General features: G+C 68.5%; 14 protein-coding genes, 4 tRNA genes and 1 riboswitch. Of the genes, 11 read left to right on the forward strand and 7 right to left on the reverse strand.

From position 1 onward, the window contains the following. Positions 1–3 precede the first annotated feature (3 nt). Complete coding sequence (locus tag ABD089_RS03525; protein ID WP_343884819.1) at positions 4–489, forward strand: hypothetical protein; 486 nt, start codon at positions 4–6, stop codon at positions 487–489. Positions 490–580: 91 nt separating this feature from the next. Next, the gene (dxs, locus tag ABD089_RS03530) at positions 581–2,509 is read left to right on the forward strand and encodes a 1-deoxy-D-xylulose-5-phosphate synthase (RefSeq protein ID WP_343884820.1); all 1,929 of its coding nucleotides are present in this window, start codon (positions 581–583) and stop codon (positions 2,507–2,509) included. A gap of 144 nt (positions 2,510–2,653) precedes the next feature. Here dxs and ABD089_RS03535 read toward each other — a convergent pair whose 3' ends face one another. The 4 genes from ABD089_RS03535 to ABD089_RS03550 form a co-directional block, all read right to left on the reverse strand. Then, on the reverse strand, positions 2,654–3,514 hold the full coding sequence (locus ABD089_RS03535) for an alpha/beta fold hydrolase (RefSeq protein WP_343884821.1): 861 nt from the start codon (positions 3,512–3,514) through the stop codon (positions 2,654–2,656). Between the two features lies 1 nt (position 3,515). Next, entirely contained in the window at positions 3,516–6,794 is a 3,279-nt protein-coding gene (gene lysX, locus ABD089_RS03540; RefSeq protein WP_343884822.1) for a bifunctional lysylphosphatidylglycerol synthetase/lysine--tRNA ligase LysX, read from the reverse strand. 100 nt (positions 6,795–6,894) lie between these two features. After that, on the reverse strand, positions 6,895–8,226 hold the full coding sequence (locus tag ABD089_RS03545; RefSeq protein WP_343884823.1) for an HRDC domain-containing protein: 1,332 nt from the start codon (positions 8,224–8,226) through the stop codon (positions 6,895–6,897). Beyond that, positions 8,223–8,810: a DUF3000 domain-containing protein gene (locus ABD089_RS03550; RefSeq protein ID WP_386769368.1), complete on the reverse strand. Its 588-nt coding sequence runs from the start codon at positions 8,808–8,810 to the stop codon at positions 8,223–8,225. The genes ABD089_RS03545 and ABD089_RS03550 overlap by 4 nt, the downstream gene beginning before the upstream one ends. Positions 8,811–8,940: 130 nt before the next feature. Here ABD089_RS03550 and hemE point away from each other — a divergent pair, with 130 nt between their 5' ends. From hemE to ABD089_RS03570, 4 genes are all read left to right on the forward strand, one after another. Continuing rightward, on the forward strand, positions 8,941–10,011 hold the full coding sequence (gene hemE, locus ABD089_RS03555) for a uroporphyrinogen decarboxylase (RefSeq protein ID WP_343884824.1): 1,071 nt from the start codon (positions 8,941–8,943) through the stop codon (positions 10,009–10,011). 11 nt (positions 10,012–10,022) lie between these two features. Continuing rightward, positions 10,023–10,766, forward strand: a complete 744-nt coding sequence (gene hemQ / locus ABD089_RS03560; RefSeq protein WP_343884825.1) for a hydrogen peroxide-dependent heme synthase — start codon at positions 10,023–10,025, stop codon at positions 10,764–10,766. A gap of 73 nt (positions 10,767–10,839) precedes the next feature. Continuing rightward, a riboswitch (FMN riboswitch) is annotated at positions 10,840–10,972 on the forward strand. Between the two features lie 120 nt (positions 10,973–11,092). Then, on the forward strand, positions 11,093–11,860 hold the full coding sequence (locus ABD089_RS03565) for an ABC transporter permease (RefSeq protein ID WP_343884826.1): 768 nt from the start codon (positions 11,093–11,095) through the stop codon (positions 11,858–11,860). 42 nt (positions 11,861–11,902) lie between these two features. Next, positions 11,903–12,973 (forward strand): ABC transporter substrate-binding protein, encoded by a 1,071-nt coding sequence (locus ABD089_RS03570; RefSeq protein WP_343884827.1) that lies wholly within the window; start codon positions 11,903–11,905, stop codon positions 12,971–12,973. 21 nt (positions 12,974–12,994) lie between these two features. Here the strand turns inward: ABD089_RS03570 and msrB are convergent, their stop codons facing one another. Continuing rightward, positions 12,995–13,414: a peptide-methionine (R)-S-oxide reductase MsrB gene (msrB, locus tag ABD089_RS03575; protein WP_343884829.1), complete on the reverse strand. Its 420-nt coding sequence runs from the start codon at positions 13,412–13,414 to the stop codon at positions 12,995–12,997. 37 nt (positions 13,415–13,451) lie between these two features. Between msrB and ABD089_RS03580 the strand changes: the two genes are divergently transcribed. Both ABD089_RS03580 and ABD089_RS03585 read left to right on the forward strand, forming a co-directional pair. Next, entirely contained in the window at positions 13,452–14,498 is a 1,047-nt protein-coding gene (locus tag ABD089_RS03580) for a DNA polymerase domain-containing protein (RefSeq protein WP_343884830.1), read from the forward strand. A 74-nt stretch (positions 14,499–14,572) separates the two neighbouring features. After that, positions 14,573–15,517 (forward strand): polyphosphate kinase 2 family protein, encoded by a 945-nt coding sequence (locus ABD089_RS03585; protein ID WP_343884831.1) that lies wholly within the window; start codon positions 14,573–14,575, stop codon positions 15,515–15,517. 82 nt (positions 15,518–15,599) lie between these two features. On the opposite strand, the gene ABD089_RS03590 is transcribed toward ABD089_RS03585, so the two are convergent. Both ABD089_RS03590 and ABD089_RS03595 read right to left on the reverse strand, forming a co-directional pair. Next, positions 15,600–16,394 (reverse strand): sirohydrochlorin chelatase, encoded by a 795-nt coding sequence (locus ABD089_RS03590; RefSeq protein ID WP_343884832.1) that lies wholly within the window; start codon positions 16,392–16,394, stop codon positions 15,600–15,602. Between the two features lie 306 nt (positions 16,395–16,700). Further along, positions 16,701–16,772, reverse strand: a tRNA-Val gene (locus ABD089_RS03595). 250 nt (positions 16,773–17,022) lie between these two features. On the opposite strand from ABD089_RS03595, the gene ABD089_RS03600 reads away from it, so the two are divergent. From ABD089_RS03600 to ABD089_RS03610, 3 genes are all read left to right on the forward strand, one after another. After that, positions 17,023–17,095: transfer RNA gene (locus ABD089_RS03600), tRNA-Gly, on the forward strand. A gap of 49 nt (positions 17,096–17,144) precedes the next feature. Further along, positions 17,145–17,215 (forward strand) — tRNA-Cys (locus tag ABD089_RS03605). 1 nt (position 17,216) lies between these two features. Next, positions 17,217–17,291 (forward strand) — tRNA-Val (locus tag ABD089_RS03610). Positions 17,292–17,314 lie beyond the last annotated feature (23 nt).

Consider the following 17,314-nt stretch of genomic DNA (forward strand, 5'->3'; position numbering starts at 1 on the left):
GCTATGGCGGCGGTGGCCTTCAAGCAGCACGGACGCGCGAACGGTCAGCAACAGTTCCATGCCGGGGGAGGGCTCAGGTCGGCACTGAGCAACTCCCTCCAGGGTGGCGGTGCGCCCAGCGATGCGATCTATACCCCGCCCGGCTGGCCCGAGGAGGTGTTGCCGGCCGGTGCCAGCGACTGGGAGCAGTCCGCGGTTGCCTGGTTGCTCGACCAGTGCCCGGCCGACTACCGGGCCTACCCGGTGTTGCGGAACCATCCGGTGGTGCTGGCCCGCTATGCAGCGGAGTTCGTGGAGGGCCAGATCCGGTCCTCGCGGGAGGCGCTCGCCACCACTCGGGCGAGCCTGTCCGACTTTGTCGACCATGATGTGCTCGACCGGGCCACGGAGGTGGTCCAGGCCGAGGGGGCTCGCTTGGTCCGGGTGCGCCGGGCCGTGATGCTGGTGGAGGAGTCCTTGCGTGGACGGGTCTTCCTGCGTCGCCTGTGAGTGCGGGACGGGTGACTGTGGACACCCGTGGGGCCGGAGCCCCCCGCGAGGTTGGGGCGACTGTGAGGTTTGCCGCACTACGATATCCCTCATGACCCTTTCGGACGGGAGCACCCTGCTGGGCTCGATCAAGCAGCCCAGTGACCTACGTGGTCTGTCGCGCGCCGAGCTGGAACAGCTGGCCGACGAGATCCGGCGTTTCCTGATCACGAATGTCTCTCGCACCGGCGGACACCTCGGCCCGAACCTCGGCGTGGTGGAGCTCACGATCGCGCTGCATCGGGTCTTCGACTCTCCGACCGACCCGATCGTCTTCGACACCGGCCACCAGAGCTATGTGCACAAGATCCTGACGGGACGGGCCGACGCCTTCGACGGCCTACGTCAGCGAGACGGTCTGTCGGGCTACCCATCACGCGCCGAGTCGGAGCACGACTGGGTCGAGAACTCGCACGCGTCCACTTCGCTGAGCTGGGGTGAGGGCCTGGCGAAGGCCTTCCGGCTGAAGGGGGAGCGCCGCACGGTCGTCGTCTTCGTCGGCGACGGTGCCCTGACCGGTGGCATGTCGTGGGAGGCCCTGAACAACATCGCGGTCCAGGAGGACCTGCGGATGGTGATCGTCGTCAACGACAACGGGCGCTCCTACACGCCAACCGTCGGTGGTCTGGCCACGCACCTGGCTGCGCTGCGCACCGATCGTCGCTACGAGCAGATCCTCGACGTCGCGAAGCGACAGATCAACAAGACCCCGCTGCTCGGACGCGGCGCCTACGACGTCCTGCATGGAATGAAGGCAGGCTTGAAGGATGTCCTGGCCCCCCAGGGCCTGTTCGCTGACCTTGGCCTCAAGTACGTCGGCCCGATCGACGGCCATGACCTGGGCGCTGTGGAGCGTGCGCTGGAGTCGGCCAAGAACTTCGGCGGGCCGGTGATCGTCCACGCCCTGACCCGCAAGGGACGCGGTTTCGAGGCGGCCGAGAAGCACGAGGAGGACCGTTTCCACGCGGTCGTTCCCATCAACGAGTTCACCGGCGAGCCGCTGTCCGCGCAGCTGCAGAGCACCTGGACCGACGCCTTTGGCGACGAGATGATCCGGATAGGCACCGAGCATCCCGAGGTGGTCGCTGTCACGGCCGCCATGCTGCACCCGGTCGGCCTGGCCCGCTTCGCGAATGTCTTCCCCGACCGCGTGTTTGACGTCGGCATCGCAGAACAGCACGCGGTCACCTCCTGCGCTGGCCTGTCCGCCGGTGGTCTGCACCCTGTCTTCGCCGTCTACTCGACCTTCCTGAACCGCGCCTTCGACCAGGTGTTGATGGATGTGGCGCTGCATCGTCAGGGGGTCACCTTCGCCCTCGACCGTTCTGGGGTCACGGGCCCGGACGGTGCCAGCCACAACGGCATGTGGGATGTCTCGATGCTGGGTCTGGTGCCGGGGCTGCGGCTCGCCTCGCCCCGGGACCGGCAGCGCCTCGCCGAAGCACTCGACGTCGCCGTCACCGTTCACGACGCCCCAACCGTGGTGCGCTACTCCAAGGAGAAGCTGCCCGACCCGATCGCGGCAGTCCGCACCCAGGACGGGCTCGACCTGCTCCGGGTCGCCGAGCGTCCCGAGGTGCTCGTGGTCGGCTATGGGCAGTTCATGGGCCTGGCCCTCGACGTGGCCGAACGGCTCCATCAGCAAGGCATCGACGCGAATGTCGTGGACCCGGTCTGGACGCTACCGGTCAGCGACGCCTTGGTCGAGATGGCCAGCCGGCACGCACTCGTGGTCACCATCGAGGACTCGATGGTCGTCGGCGGGGCGGGTTCCCATCTGGCCGAGGCGCTCGCGAAAGCCAGGGTGGGCGTGCCGGTGCACCACTTCGGCATCCCGCAGGAGTTCCTGCCCCATGCCTCGCGCGGCCAGCTGCTGGAGAGCCTGGGGCTCACCGGCCAGGCGATCGCCCGGGATGTGATCGGGCAATGGGAGGACTCCCGGTCACCGCGGGACGTGCAGCAGTCGGTCAACATGCGTTGACGTCCATTGCACGAGGGGTTGACGTCCATTGCGCCGCACCGGGATTGTCGGCATGGACGCCATCGTGTGGGCCGCTGCAGAGCGGGAACTGCTCGCCGGCGTCGCCAATGTCCTGCGCCCCCAATAGGGGAGCTTTTCGAGGGTTCAATCGGCACATCCTGAGTGGTGGGCGTCATCGGCGCCAGCGATCCCACCGACTGCTGACACCACCGCGTCCGGACGATCCAGCATCATGAGGTGACGCGACCCCTCCACGACCAGCTGGCGCCCGTTCAGCAACCGACACAGGCGTGCCTGGTCGGCGACCGCGCCGCCTGCCGAGGCATCAGCGGCCGACAGCACCGACACCGGCAGGCCCGGCAGCGGACGCTCTGCCCGCAGCTCCTGCAGGTCCCAAGCCTGACGCTCGTACCCGAGCGACTCGGCCGTGGCCATCTCCCACGAGTCTGCATCCCGATAGATGGCATCCAATCGTCCGCGGCTCAGACGCGACCACTCGCGGTACGACTGCAGGAAGGTGCCGAACCGCCAGCCCAGGGCCAGGGGACGTCCGAACCCGGATCGCGCCAGCACCCCCATGCCCCGTGCCCAGCCCAGGGAGGACTTCCCAGGGTCTGCCGCGTACCACTCGACGGACGGGTCGACGAGCACCAAAGCGGCCACCAGGTCGGGACGGGTGCGGGCGACCGCCTCCGCGTGGAAGGCCGCCATCGAGTGCGCCACAAGCACGGCCGGACCATCGCCGTGGCCCTCCAGCAGCTCGGTGAGGGTCGCCACCTCCTCGTCCAACCGGGGCAGGTGCCCCGGCCAGCGCGTGCCTCCCAAGCCCGGACGGTCGAAGGCCAGCACCTGGCGACCGTCCAGCCCAGCCGCGACATCGGCCCAGAATTCCATGGCCAGGCCGCACCCGGCCATCAGGACTACCGTCGGCCCCTGGCCCTCGCGCAGGCGCCAGTGCACTTCTCGTCCGCTGAAGCGGGAGACCTGCCCTGTGGGTTCGACCACCTCAGCTCCTCGGCCTGACCAGAGGGAACGCGATCGACTCCCGAATGCTCGCGCCGGTCATCAGCATCGCGAGCCGGTCGAGGCCGATGCCCAGACCGCCGGTCGGTGCCATGCCGTACTCGAGTGCGGTGAGGAAGTCCTCATCCAGCTCCATCGCCTCCGGGTCACCACCAGCCGCCTGCAGCGACTGCTGGGTCAATCGCTCTCGCTGCACCACCGGATCGACCAGTTCGGAGTAGGCCGTGCCCAGTTCGGAGCCGAACATGACCAGGTCCCAGCGCTCGGCCAAGCGCGGGTCGTCCCGGTGCGGACGGGTGAGCGGCGAGCTCTCGGCCGGGAAGTCGCAGTAGAACGTCGGGGCCATGGTCTGCTTCTCACAGAAGTGGTCGTAGAGCTCGTCCAGCACGGCGCCCCGGGTCCAGCGCGGATCGACCTCCCCGCCGACCTGGCGAACCAGGCCGGCCAGCTGCTCGCGCGGGGTGTCGGGCGTCAGCTCGACGCCGGAGGCCTGTGATACCGCCTCGTGCACGCTGACCCATCGCCATGGTTCGGCGAGGTCGACCTCGTGCTCGACGCCGTGTGGGTCTCGTCCCCGGACGATCGTCCCGCCGGTGGCCGCCACCGCCGCGTCACGCACCAGCTGTTCGGTGAGCACCCTCATCGACTGGTAGTCGCCATTGGCCTGGTAGGCCTCCAGGACGGTGAACTCCGGGTTGTGGGTGGCATCGGCACCCTCGTTGCGGAAGTTGCGCCCGATCTCGAAGATGCGGTCGAGCCCACCCACCATCAACCGTTTCAGGTAGAGCTCCGGCGCGATGCGCAGGTAGAGGTCGAGGTCGTAGGCATTGATGTGGGTACGGAAGGGACGGGCGTTCGCGCCGCCATGGATGGTCTGCAGGATCGGGGTCTCGACTTCCAGGAAGTCCCGCCCCAGGAGCGTTTGCCGCACCGACTGGATCGTCCTCGACCGCGCGGCGAGACGGTCGCGGGAAGCACGGTTCATCACCAGGTCGAGGTGCCGGTTCCTGACAAGCAGCTCCGGGTCGGCCAGGCCACGGTGTTTGTCGGGCAGGGGTCTCAGGCACTTGCTCGTGAGCTGCCAGGCCTGCGCCAGCAAGCTGGGCGACCCATTGCGCGAGGCGCCCGTCGTCCCCGTGAACGAGAAGTGGTCACCCAGGTCGACCGCGCGGCTGAACCGCCGCAGTTCCTCCCGTCCGAGGCTGGCCTGGTCGAGCAGCACCTGCGCCTGGCCGCTCCAGTCCTGCACGCGGGCGAACACGACACCGCCGTGGTCGCTGACCGCCATCACCCGTCCGCCAACGGTCATGGCCCGGCCGGGGGCTCCCGCCACGTCGGCGCAGTGGGCATCGACCCCTGTGTGCACGGGATAGGCCTGTGCTCCCGAGGCGATGATCTCGGCTCGCTCGTCGAACCGGCGCCGCACCTGCTCGGGCAGCCGTCGCGCTGCGACCTCGGTCCCGGGACGAGTGAGGAAGGCAACCACCCTCGGGTCGTCGGTTGCAACGAGCTGCTGCTGCGGCACCGGCAGGGGGTCGAGCCAATGCGGCACATCAAGGAAGCCCTCGGCCACACCCATCGCCGCCCCGACCGGCCCGAGATCGGCCGCTTCCTCGTAGGCGAGGAAACGAGGCGACCACTGCGGCGCGTACTTCACGTTGGAGCGGTACAGCTGCTCGATCTGGAACCACCGGCTGAAGAGCATCAGGGTACGACGCTGCAGCCGCCGCACCCTGCTCGCCCCGACCCGTTCCCCCTCCTCGATCGTCGAGCGGAAGACGGCGAAGTTCAGCGAGACCCGACGGATCCCGAATTCGCGACCGGCCGTCATCAGGCCGGTGACCATCAGCTCGGTCACGCCGTTGTCGGCCTCGGGGTTGCGCCTCATCACGTCCAGGCTCAGGCCGTCGCGGCCCCACGGGACGAAGGACAACAACCCCGCGACCCGCGCATCCTCCCGGTCGCCGAGGTGGTCGTCCGGGAACAAGGCCTCGACCAGCAGGCAGTTGCCGTCGAGGGGGTCCCCCAGCCGGTTGAGTGCCATGGAGAAGCCGCGGTCGTCGCCGTCGCGCCACCGGTCGGCCAGGCCGATCAGCCGTTGCAGTTCGGCGGCCCCAATGTCGCGGTGACGGCGCACCCGCGTCTGGTAGCCGGCCCTGGTCAGCCGCTCGACGGTCTGGCGCACCGCCTTGAGCTCATGACCGGCCAGGTCGAAGCGGTCGGGCCGCAGGATGGCCTCGTCCCCCACCCTGATGACCCGAAGACCCGCCCGGTCCCAGGCGACGGCGCCGTCCTCGGAGGCGCCCACCACGGCGGGCGTCCACCCGTAGTGGCGCACCATCTCGAGCCAGCTGGCCAGCGCGGCGGGCCAGTGCTCCCGGCGGCCCAGCGGGTCCCCAGAGGCCAGGCACACGCCACCTTGCACCCGGTAGGCGACCCCCGCCTGCCCGGTGGCCGAGAAGCGGGTCTGCTTGTCGCGTCTGGTGTTGAAGTAGCCGAGCGAGTCATCCGGGTTCTCATCCAGCAGCGCGCGCACGTGCAGCTCGTGATCGAGCGGCAGGTTCGCCCGCTGGCGCTGGGAGCGCAGCAGCACGAGCAATGCTCCGAGCATCGTCAGCGCGAACAGCGATCCCACGAAGAGCTGGACCCATTCGGGAACCATCCGCGGTCGCGAGGCCGCCGAGCCGAACACCAGGTGGTCGAGGATGCTCAACAGCCGGTTGCGCGGACCTCCTTCGTGTCCGGTGAGCCACCCCAGCAGAAGGCCGGTGGCCACCGAGGTGGTGAGTCCGACGGCCAGGGTCGCGAGGGCGTAGCGCATGTTGCCCGGGGTCAGGCGGGCTGCGAACGAGCGGCGCGCGACCACGAGCCCAACGATCAACAGCGCCACCGACAAGGAGTTGAACAGGTACGAGAGCATCGCCTGCTCGAGCGGCTCGTCCAGGCTGTGGCCCTGCCACCACTCGCGGGCCACCAGGACGCTCACGACCACCGGCAGGATCCACTGCAAGCACAAGAACACGAGGGCGAGCCACCAGGCGGCCCGTTTGCGGCGCAGCAGGCCGGCGCCGACGATCGTCAGGAAGGCCGCCAGGCCGAGTCCGCCGATGTCGATCGGGAACACGACCAGGCTGAATGCCTGCACGAGCCAGTGCACCCACCGGGTGCCGCGGAACATGGCGTGCGCGATGGTCAGCAGCGAGGCGGCGAAGAACAACCTCGAGAGGTAGACCGGTGCCTTGCGTTCCCAGAATGCGACCACGATGTCACTCTTGCACCAGCCACTGACAAATGTCTGTGACCGCTCACCACACGAGCCAAGCGATGACCTCGTCGGTGACCGGCTCGGCCCCTACCGACCGTCAGGAATCGAGCGTCTCCAGCAGGACGGGAACCAGCTGCTGGCGCTGCCACGGCCGGGCTCCGAGCTCGGCGAGCCGCGCGTCGATCGTCTCGTGGGTCAGCGGCACCGGCGGCTCGAAGGTGATCCGGCGCAGGGTGTCGGGGCTCACCAGGTTCTCCGGCGGCATCGACAGCTTCTCCGCCAGTTGCTGGGTGGCGGGACGGGCCGCATTCCACCGGGCGAAGGCATCGGGCCAGCGACGTTCCCACTGGCGCGGCATGGGCGGTCCATCCAGCGGCGTGCGCACCGGCGGCAGCTCGCGGGCAGGCAGCTCCGCAACGCGCTCCAGCGCGGCGAGCCAGTTGTTCTCGTACTGGCGGGCCGTCCGACGCTTGAAGCCGTCGATACGGCGCATCTGCTCCTTGGTGGGGACCGCCGGCGGCCGCCCGACAAGGCCCGCCAGCTCGCTGATTGCTTTGTCCTGCACGACCTTGCCGGGTGCCTTGTCAAGCCGACGTGCGATCTCGTCGCGGGTCGTCCACAACTCGCGGACGACGGCCAGCCCCAGTGGGCTGCGGACGGTGTGCATGCCTGAGGTACGGCGCCAGCGCTCGCCGGTGGGCTCGGGCGGTTGCCGGTAGACCTCCACCAAATGCGCGAACTCCTGCTCCGCCCACTCGAGCTTCCCGGCGGCGGCCAGGTCGGCGGCCAGTTTCTCGCGCAGCTCCACCAGCAACTCGACGTCGAGCGCCGCGTAGACGAGCCAGTCGCTGGGGATCGGGCGTCTGGACCAGTCCGCGGCGGAGTGCTCCTTGAGCAGGTGCAGGCCGAAGTACTGCTCGACCATGGCGCCCAGCCCGACCCTCGGGAGGCCGAGCAGGCGTCCTGCCAGCTCGGTGTCGAAGATGCGTTCGGGCACCATTCCAGCTTCGACGAGACAGGGCAGGTCCTGGGTGGCGGCGTGGATGACCCACTCCGCGTCCTCGATCGCCTCCGACAGGTCGCCCAGCTGTGCCCGGCCAGAGCCGTCCTCGAAGGCGATCGGGTCGATGATGAAGCTGCCCGAGCCCGCGCGCCGCAGCTGGAAGAGGTAGGACTTGGCTGAGTAGCGGAAGCTCTGTGCGCGCTCGGCGTCGACCGCCACCGGGCCGGTGCCCGGCCGCAGGCTCTCGATACAGGCGGCCAGGGCTGCGGGGGTGTCGACGACCTCCGGAATACCGTCCGCGGGCATGTCGAGCACGGGCAGTGGTGCCTGTTCCTTGGGGCGGGTGGCCTCGGCGGGAGTGGCGGCACTGTTCGGCTGTCCAGCACTGATCGGCTGTCCAACACTGATCGGCTGTTCCTCCCTCATCGAGCCCGTCCCAACGAGATGGGGACGACGCCATCCGGGAGCGGCTGCACGCCGGCGGTCATGCACAGCAGGTCCTGCCAAGCGGCCAGGTGGGCGCCGAGGGAGTGCTCATCGTCGATCAATGGGGTCCAGGAGGCACGGATCTCCACCTCGGCGCGATCCGGGTCGTCCTGCATCCCACCGAAGCACCGGCTGGAGACGGCGGTCACGGTGCCGGACGCTGCCACATAGGGTGCGTGGTGGGCCTCCAGGGCGTCCGTCAGCCACGACCAGCCAACTTCGGCCAGGAAGGGGTCGGTGACCATTTCGAGGTCCACTTCGGCCCGCGCGAAGGTCACGCAGCGGTACTCGCCCTCCCAGGCCTCGACTCCGGCCGGGTCGTGCAACAAGACCAGCCGACCGTTGCCCAGCTCCTCGTTTCCACTCATGACGTCGGCTGCGATCGCCACCGAGTGGGGCGCAATGCGTTGCGGGGAGGGGATGTCCTCCACCTCGACCTCGGACCGCCAGCCGAAGGCCGCCAGTTCCCGGGCCAGCTCGTCAAAGCTCAGCGCGCTGGCTCGTCCGGGTAGTTGGGGGCTCACAGGTCGAGGGTATGCAACGGGGGCTGTCGGGGCCGGGAGCGACTCGCCGGTCACGCCTGCGACCGGGCCCCTCGCCGATTCCGTCCGGCCTTCGCGGCTGTGGTTGTGCGGCTGTGGTTGTATTGCGGGCGTGAACCAGCCTCTTGTCGCCGACCCGGCCCCGCACGAGCCCGCACTCGTCGCGGCTGCCCACCGACGCCAGGGCACTGCCCTGCCCGTGTGGTTCATGCGCCAGGCCGGACGTTCCCTGCCCGAGTACCGCGAACTGCGCGTCGGGACGCAGATGCTCCAGGCCTGCGCCGATCCCGAAATGGTCGTCGAGGTCACGCTCCAGCCCGTCCGCCGCCATCACGTCGACGCGGCCATCTTCTTCAGCGACATCATGGTGCCGCTGAAGGCGATCGGCGTCGACCTGGACATCGTCGCGGGCACCGGCCCGGTCGTGGCCAAGCCGGTCACCTCGATGGATGACCTCGACCAGCTCGTCCCGCTGACCCCCGAGCACGTCGCTTTCGTCACCGAGTCGGTCACCCGTCTGGTCGCCGAGCTCGGGGACATCCCCCTGATCGGCTTCGCTGGCGCCCCCTTCACCCTGGCCAGCTACCTGGTCGAGGGCGGTCCGTCCAAGGACCACTCCCGCACCAAGGCGATGATGGTCGGCGACCCGCAGCTGTGGGCCGAGTTGTGCCACCGCCTCGCGGTGATCAGCGCCGCCTTCCTGCAGGTGCAGGTGGACGCGGGCGCGCAGGCCGTCCAGCTCTTCGACTCCTGGGCCGGTGCCCTGTCCGAGCGGGACTACCGCGAGCGCGTCCTGCCGCACAGCCAGTTCGTCTTCGACCAGCTGGGGGAGCGCGTCCCCCGGATCCACTTCGGGGTCGGGACGGCCGAGCTGCTGCCCGCCATGTCGGAGGCCGGGGCCGACGTCGTGGGCGTGGACTGGCGCACCCCGCTGGACGTCGCTGCGGCCCGAATCGGCGGCCAGAAGGCCGTCCAGGGCAACCTCGACCCCTCGCTGCTGCTGGCGCCCTGGCCGGTGTTGGCCGAGCGGGTCCGCGAGGTCATCCGCGCGGGCGCCAAGGCGCCAGGACACATCTTCAACCTGGGTCACGGCGTCCCGCCGACCACCGACCCCGACGTGCTGACCCGCATCGTCGAACTCATCCATGCCGAAGGTCCCGCCTTGCGGGCCGAGGCCAGGTAAGGAGCACTTTCATGACCACCCAGCACGACGAGCACAATCCCCAGGCCAGGATCAACGCCGAGTCGATCAACGAGTCCATCAACTACGCGATGTACTCGGTCTTCGCCCGCACCCAGGCCGTCGGCGCCGATGCCGCGGCTGAGGCCCTGGCCGCGGTCGAGAAGGCCACCGAGGGACGCGGTCTGGTCATTCGCGGCTGGTACGACATCGCGGGTTTCCGCGCCGACGCCGACCTGATGGTCTGGTGGCACGCCCCCGACTCCGAGGTGCTCCAGGACGCCTACCTCGCCCTGCGCGCCACCGAGCTGGGCCAGACGCTGCTGCCCGTGTGGTCCCAGGTGGGCCTGCACCGCGCCGCCGAGTTCAACCGCTCCCACATCCCTGCCTTCCTGGCCGGTGAGCAGGCGAAGCAGCACATCTGCGTGTACCCCTTCGTCCGCTCGACCGAGTGGTACCTGCTGCCCGAGGACGAGCGCAAGGCGATGCTGCGCGAGCACGGCATGCTGGCCCTGCCCTACCCGGACGTCCGCGCGAACACGATCGCCGCCTTCGCCCTGGGCGACTACGAGTGGCTTCTCAGCTTCGAGGCGGACGACCTGTACCGCATCCTCGACCTGATGCGTGACCTGCGCGCCGCCAAGGCCCGTGCCCACATGCGCGAGGAGCAGCCCTTCTTCACCGGACGTCGTCGCGAGCTCGCCGAGATCGTCGCCAGCTGGGGCGCCCCGGCCGAAGGTGCCTGCGGCTGCTGCTGAACACCCCGAACGACCTGCCCACCGGCCAGCAAACCCATCAGGGTTTTCGGGCCGGTGCGCTATCTTTGGTCCAAAGTGCTCCCGGGGTCGGTGCAAGTCCGAACCGGCGGTGAGAGTCCGCGACCCGACCAGGCCGGTACGGCTGGGCGGTTGAACCGGTGGAATTCCGGTACCGACGGTGAAAGTCCGGATGGGAGGAAGCGCTGGCTGGTTTCGTCGTGGCGACGAGGCCGCGGTGGCGTGCCGATACACGCCTCGCGCGGTCGGCCAGCCCGCGGATTCCCGCATGCCCCGGGTCATGATGACGACGACCGGGAGGACGAAGAGTGATCGGCAGCAGGATGCGGGCGGTCGTTGCACCGTTGGCGTTGGGCTGCGCACTGCTGCTGGGCTGGGTGCTCACGGCGAAGATCGGCCAGATGCCGCGCTTCGTACTGCCGACGCCGGCTGACGTGCTGGATGCCCTGCACCTGCAGCTGTCGTCGCGTTCCTTCTGGCGATCCCTCTGCGTCACCCTCTTCGAGGCTTTCGGTGGCTCCACGCTGGGTGCCGCCGTCGCCATCCCCTTGGCCGTCGCGATCCATGAGTCGCGGTGGTTCTCCGCCGCGACCCAGCCCTTCCTAGGGGCAACGCAGGCCATCCCCGCGATCGTCCTGGCGCCGCTGCTGGTGCTGTGGGTCGGTTACGGACTCGTCCCGGTGATGGTGCTGTGCGCGCTGATGGTCTTCTTCCCGATCCTGGTGGCCACCGTGCTGGGATTGCGACACGTCGACCCCGAACTGGTGGCTGCCGGACGGATGGATGGCGCCGGCACCCTCAGCCTGTTGCGCCACATCGAGGGGCCGCTGTCCCTGCCGTCCACACTCGCCGGGCTGCGCAATGGCTTCACCCTGTCGATCACCGGCGCGGTCGTCGGCGAGATGGTGATGGGAGGGTCTGGCTTGGGGGAGCTGCTCACCATTCAGCGCGACCGGCTCGACACCCCCGGGATGTTTGCCACGATCGGCGTGCTCTGTCTGGTCGCGGCCACGATCTACTCGATCATCCGCTGGCTTGAGCACCGCATCAGCTTCACCGATGCCGCTGCTGATTGACCATTCCATTCCCACCCGCCGCACCTACCGACAGGAACACCCATGAACCGACGCCAGCTGCTCCAGGTCTCCGTGGCCGCCACCACCCTTGGTCTGGCTGCCTGCAATGGCACTGCCAGCCAGAAGGCGGGAGAGCAGGCATCGTCCGCCTCCACCTCGCCCAACGCCACCACGTCGGCCGCGACGGCGTCGGGTTCGTCGTCCACTTCGTCCAAGCCGGTGCTCGGGCTCACCTACATCCCCAATGTGCAGTTCGCGCCCTTCTACTGGGGTGTTGACAAGGGTGTGTTCGCTGCCGGTGGGCAGGACATTGCCCTGCGCCACCATGGGGCGCAGGAGGGTCTGTTCACGGCCCTGGCTGCAGGCCAGGAACAGTACGTCATCGCCGGTGGTGACGAGCTGGTGCAGGCCTTCACCGAGGGCATGGAACTGGTCTCCATCGCCACCATGTACCAGCACTACCCGGTGCGGGTGATCGTCCCCGAAGACTCGACGATCACCGACCTGACCGGCCTCAAGGGCAAGAGGCTCGGCATCCCGGGCAAGTTCGGGGAGGCCTGGTTCGGCACGCTGGTCGCGTTGAACACCGCGCGCCTCACCCAGGACGACGTCACGATCCAGACCATCGGCTACACCTCCCAGGCCGCCCTGACCACCGGCAAGGTGGACGCGGTGGTGGGCTACACCAACAATGACGCGGTCCAGTTCGAGCAGAACGGCTTGGCGGTCCGCGAGCTTGAGCTGGCACCCGAGGTGCCGCTGGTCGCCGTCAGCCTGATCACAACCTTCGAGCACCTCAAGGCGAACCGCGAGGAGGCGCAAGCGGTGGCGAAGGCGATGGTCGAGTCGATGAGGGCCGTCGCCGCCGACCCCGAGGCGGCTGTGACCGTGGCCGCCACCCATGTCACCGGCCTGGACGAGGCGACGGCGCGCAAGAACGCCTTGGCCACGCTGAAGGCCACCGTGCCGCTCTACGAGAGCGACGGAGAGATCACGGGTGCCATCGTGGAGCGGACCTGGGGCAACATGACCACCTTCATGAAGGCCCAGGGCCTGATCGACAAGGCAGTCGACGGGGCCTCGATGATCGACCCCTTGGTGCTCGCCAGCTGACCTGGCCTGGGCTCGGCAGGATCAGGCCTTTGGCTCGAGCGTCAGGCAGACCGAGTTGATGCAGTAGCGCAGGTCGGTGGGAGTCTCGTAGCCCTCGCCCTCGAAGACGTGACCCAGGTGCGAGTCGCAGGAAGCGCAGCGCACTTCGGTGCGCGGACGGCCGGGGATCGTCGTGTCGCGCAGGTAGCGGACGGTGTCCTCGGCCAGCGGGGCGAAGAAGGACGGCCAGCCACAATGGCTGGCGAACTTCTCGTCCGAACGGAACAACTCGGCGCCACACGCGCGGCAGGAGTAGACGCCCTCGGTGGTCGTGTCCGTGTACTCGCCGACGAAGGGGGCCTCTGTGCCGGCCTCGCGCAGCACCTTGTACTCGAGGTCGTTCAGCTTGGCTCGCCATTCGTCCTCGCTGAGCAGCACCTTCGGCGTGGGCATGTCAGTCATGGGTCTCCCTCCGGTTGGTGGGCCCTAGGGTGGGCACATGCCCAAGGATGCCATCGAGCTGGAAATCGGCGGTCACGCCGTCCGTCTGTCCAGCCCTGACAAGGTCTACTTCCCCGAGCTGGGTCTGACCAAGAAGCACTTGGCCGAGTACGTCATCGCCGTCGGCGAGGGGATGCTGGCCGCGCTGCATGGACGTCCGACGACCATGGAGCGCTGGCCCGGGGGAGTGCACCCCGGCATGGTGATGGCCACCCGTCAGGATGGCCGCGGCGACGCTTTCTACCAGAAGGCGGCTCCCAAGGGGATGCCGGAGCGTGTGCAGACCGTCAAGGTGACCTATCCCTCGGGGCGGACGGCCGAGCAGGTGGCCCCAACCAGCGTCGCCGACCTGGTCTGGATGGTGAACCTCGGGACGCTGCGCTTCCACCCCTGGCCGGTGACGATGCCCGACACCGAGCACGTCGACCAGCTCCGAATCGACCTCGACCCACAGCCGGGGACCGGCTTCCCCGACGCCGTCGCGGCAGCGCACGAACTGCGCACGGTGATGACCGCGGCGGGCCTGGACCCATGGGTCAAGACTTCCGGTGGCCGCGGCCTCCACGTCTTCGCCCAGGTCCAGCCCTGCGACTTCATCGACGCCCGGCACGCCGCCATCGCGATCGGACGTGAGCTGGCCCGCCGGATGCCCGAACTGGTGACCGTGAACTGGTGGAAGGAGGAGCGCGGCGAGCGCATCTTCGTCGACTTCAACCAGATGGCCCGCGACCGGCTGATGACCAGCGCCTACTCCGTCCGTCCGGTGCCCACCGCGACAGTGTCGGCACCCTTGCTCTGGGAGGAGCTCGACGAGGTCTCTCCCGACGACTTCACCGTGCAGACGATGCCTGCCCGGTACGCCGAGCTGAGGGACCGTTGGGCAGGCCTGTACCGGTCCACCCCGGCGCCGGTGACCACCGCGCTCGAGTGGTACGAGCGCGATGCGGTGGCCGGCGAGGGGGAGATGCCCTACCCGCCCGAGTATCCGAAGATGCCCGGCGAACCACCGCGGGTGCAGCCCAGCCGAGCCCGGTCCAAGAGCTGACGACGCGCCGAGGAATCAGGGCCAGGAGCGCGTTTTCGCCCCCCACTCGCCCGCCGGCGCGCGACAATGGTCGGATGGCAAAGACGGAATCGAAGAAGTCCGACAAGTTGTCCGGCAAGCGCCAGGGCAAGGTGAGCAGCAGCAAACGCACCTCGGGTGAGCCCGTCGTCGGACGGGACAGCAGCCTGCGTGCGTTGCTGCGAGCTCCGCAGGGCAGTGTGCGGATCGCGGACCTCGACCCGGCCGCCGCGCCCGGCTACCCCGGCAAGGGCAAGGCTGACGCCGAGAAGCAGACGCTCGCGATGGGACCCAAGATCTCGGACCTGCAGGAGCGGCTCTACGCCAACGGCCGTGAGGATGAGTCGGCGCCGCGCGTGCTGCTGATCCTGCAAGGCATGGACACCTCAGGCAAGGGAGGCGTCATTCGCCATGCGATCGGCATGGTCGACCCGCAGGGCATCCACCTGCACGCATTCAAGGCGCCCACCGATGAGGAGCGCCAGCACGACTTCCTGTGGCGCATCCGTCGTGCGGTGCCCGGGCCCGGCATGATCGGTATCTTCGACCGTTCGCAGTACGAAGACGTGCTGATCGGGCGTGTCGACGAGCTCGTGCCGGTGGAGGAGTGGGAGCAGCGCTACGACCAGATCAACGAGTTCGAGAAGGAGCTCACAGACTCGGGCATCCGCGTCGTGAAGTGCTTCTTGAACATCTCGGCGGACGAGCAGAAGGCCCGCCTGCTGGAGCGGCTGGAGAACCCCGAGAAGTACTGGAAGTACAACCCGGGTGATGTCGACTCACGCTCCAAGTGGCCCGCCTACATGGAGGCCTACGCGGACCTGCTGGAGCGTTGCAATCCCGATTCGGCGCCCTGGTTCGTCATCCCCTCGGACAAGAAGTGGTACCGCAACTGGGCCGTTGCCCAGATCCTGCTCGAGACCCTGCAGGACATGGACCTTGGTTGGCCGCCCGCCGATTTCGACGTGGACGTGGAGATGGAACGCGTCAAGAGCTGCTGAGCATGGACGAAGGGGGCTGGCACCGTCTGGTGCCAGCCCCCTTCGAGTTGCGTGCGCGCTTGGTGCTGCCGCGGTTGCCCGGTCAGTTCGCCAGGCTGAAGGGGTGCTCGCGATTGAAGGAGTCCTGCGCCACCTGGCTGTCCAGCAGTTCCATCGCGGCGAAGGCATAACGGGCGAGCACCAGGTCGAGCACCAGCGGGTGCGCTCCCATCGGTGCGGAGACGGCGATCGCGCCGGCCTGGCGGGCCAGCTCAGCCTGGGCATGGAAGTTCTCGTCCCCGGCCACGAAGAAGCTCCCGACGCCGATGTGACGACGTCCCTGCGAGCGGAGCGCAGCGATGGCCTGGGCAGAGTTGGGGCCGGAGCCGTCACCGACGGAGACGACCACCGGCAGGCGGTGATGCGTCGACCACTGGCGGGCACGGCGGGCGATCAGGGCATTGCCGCGGACGTCACCGGTGCCGGGGGTGGACAGCACGAGGCCGTCCAGCTCGACGGCGTGGGCGCTGCGCAGGCCCTCGCGGACCATGGTGTCCAGGACGTTCAGCAGCTCGGTGGCCGGCCCGATCGGACGGGCCAGCGTGACCGCGACGTCGGGGAAGGAGGCGCGCACGCGGGAGAGCATGGCCACTGCAGCGGGCTCCGGGTCGACAGCGCGCGTCATGTCGAGCGGGATGAAGACCATCTCGCGCACCCCACGCTGGACCAGCGTCGAGACGACCGTCGAACCGGTGGGCGGGCAATGGTCGAGGAAGGCAATGTGGACGCTGAGCTCCGGCCGGGCCATCTGCAGCTGCTTGCGCACCCCATGGAGGATGTGAGCGACCTGCGGGTCCGATGATCCCTGCGACAGCAGGACCAGTGCGGGAGCAGTCATGCGCGTTGCCTTTCCCTTGCGTGGTGTGGAAGGCGGCAGCGGTGCCGTGTGCCAAGCGTTGAACACAGGTCTGGACATCCGCAAACCGGCTCTCACTGTGTGAGATCGAGTCTCAGCTTATGGGATTGGCGACGAAATGTCTCGTCGGACGGTGTCAAACACGGTGTCGCACCGCACGTTCTGGGCTTGGGAGCGGTCAAGCAGGGCTCAAATGTGGCCCTACTGACGTGGCTGGGCATCCTCCACCCAGGGCGGGAACCGGACGACGAAAAGGGCCGTTCCCTGGTGGAAACGGCCCTGACGCGGTGGGCGATACTGGGTTCGAACCAGTGACCTCTTCGGTGTGAACGAAGCGCGCTACCACTGCGCCAATCGCCCGCGTTGCTTGGAGAACACTACCCACATCCCGCTCGCCCCACAAATCCAAGAGGCCCAGGACTCTCGGAAGGGGTCTGGGTACCGGGGGAGCGCTGACTCTTGGACCCTCACGGAGGGCGCTTGATGCGGCTCGGGCCAGGGCTGTTCACGGGGGAATCACGCGGTTGTCACTCACGATTTGCACGGGCCGTCAACCGTGGGCTAGTGTTCTCAACGCACCGAACGCGGGTCACCGCAGTCGGAAAGCAATGCGGACGTGGCTCAGTTGGTAGAGCATCACCTTGCCAAGGTGAGGGTCGCGGGTTCGAATCCCGTCGTCCGCTCGGAGAGGCTTCTCGCCCCATCCAGTATGGTGAGATTCCATCTTCACCTGGTGGAGTGGCCGAGAGGCGAGGCAACGGACTGCAAATCCGTGTACACGGGTTCAAATCCCGTCTCCACCTCGGGCGGCTGGCGCAGTGGTAGCGCGCTTCCCTGACACGGAAGAGGTCACTGGTTCAAACCCAGTGTCGCCCACCATCGAAAGGGCCCCGGTTCATTGA

Origin of the sequence: Luteococcus sanguinis (assembly GCF_039527675.1) — a bacterium.
Lineage (GTDB): Bacteria > Actinomycetota > Actinomycetes > Propionibacteriales > Propionibacteriaceae > Luteococcus > Luteococcus sanguinis.

What these genes read in the sequence shown, in the direction of transcription:
- ABD089_RS03570 (WP_343884827.1), top strand. Translation starts at nt 11,903, where the DNA reads ATGAACCGACGCCAGCTGCTCCAGGTCTCCGTGGCCGCCACCACCCTT.
- ABD089_RS03545 (WP_343884823.1), bottom strand. Translation starts at nt 8,226, where the DNA reads ATGAGGGAGGAACAGCCGATCAGTGTTGGACAGCCGATCAGTGCTGGA.
- dxs (WP_343884820.1), top strand. Translation starts at nt 581, where the DNA reads ATGACCCTTTCGGACGGGAGCACCCTGCTGGGCTCGATCAAGCAGCCC.
- msrB (WP_343884829.1), bottom strand. Translation starts at nt 13,414, where the DNA reads ATGACTGACATGCCCACGCCGAAGGTGCTGCTCAGCGAGGACGAATGG.
- ABD089_RS03585 (WP_343884831.1), top strand. Translation starts at nt 14,573, where the DNA reads ATGGCAAAGACGGAATCGAAGAAGTCCGACAAGTTGTCCGGCAAGCGC.
- hemQ (WP_343884825.1), top strand. Translation starts at nt 10,023, where the DNA reads ATGACCACCCAGCACGACGAGCACAATCCCCAGGCCAGGATCAACGCC.
- ABD089_RS03580 (WP_343884830.1), top strand. Translation starts at nt 13,452, where the DNA reads ATGCCCAAGGATGCCATCGAGCTGGAAATCGGCGGTCACGCCGTCCGT.
- ABD089_RS03590 (WP_343884832.1), bottom strand. Translation starts at nt 16,394, where the DNA reads ATGACTGCTCCCGCACTGGTCCTGCTGTCGCAGGGATCATCGGACCCG.
- ABD089_RS03525 (WP_343884819.1), top strand. Translation starts at nt 4, where the DNA reads ATGGCGGCGGTGGCCTTCAAGCAGCACGGACGCGCGAACGGTCAGCAA.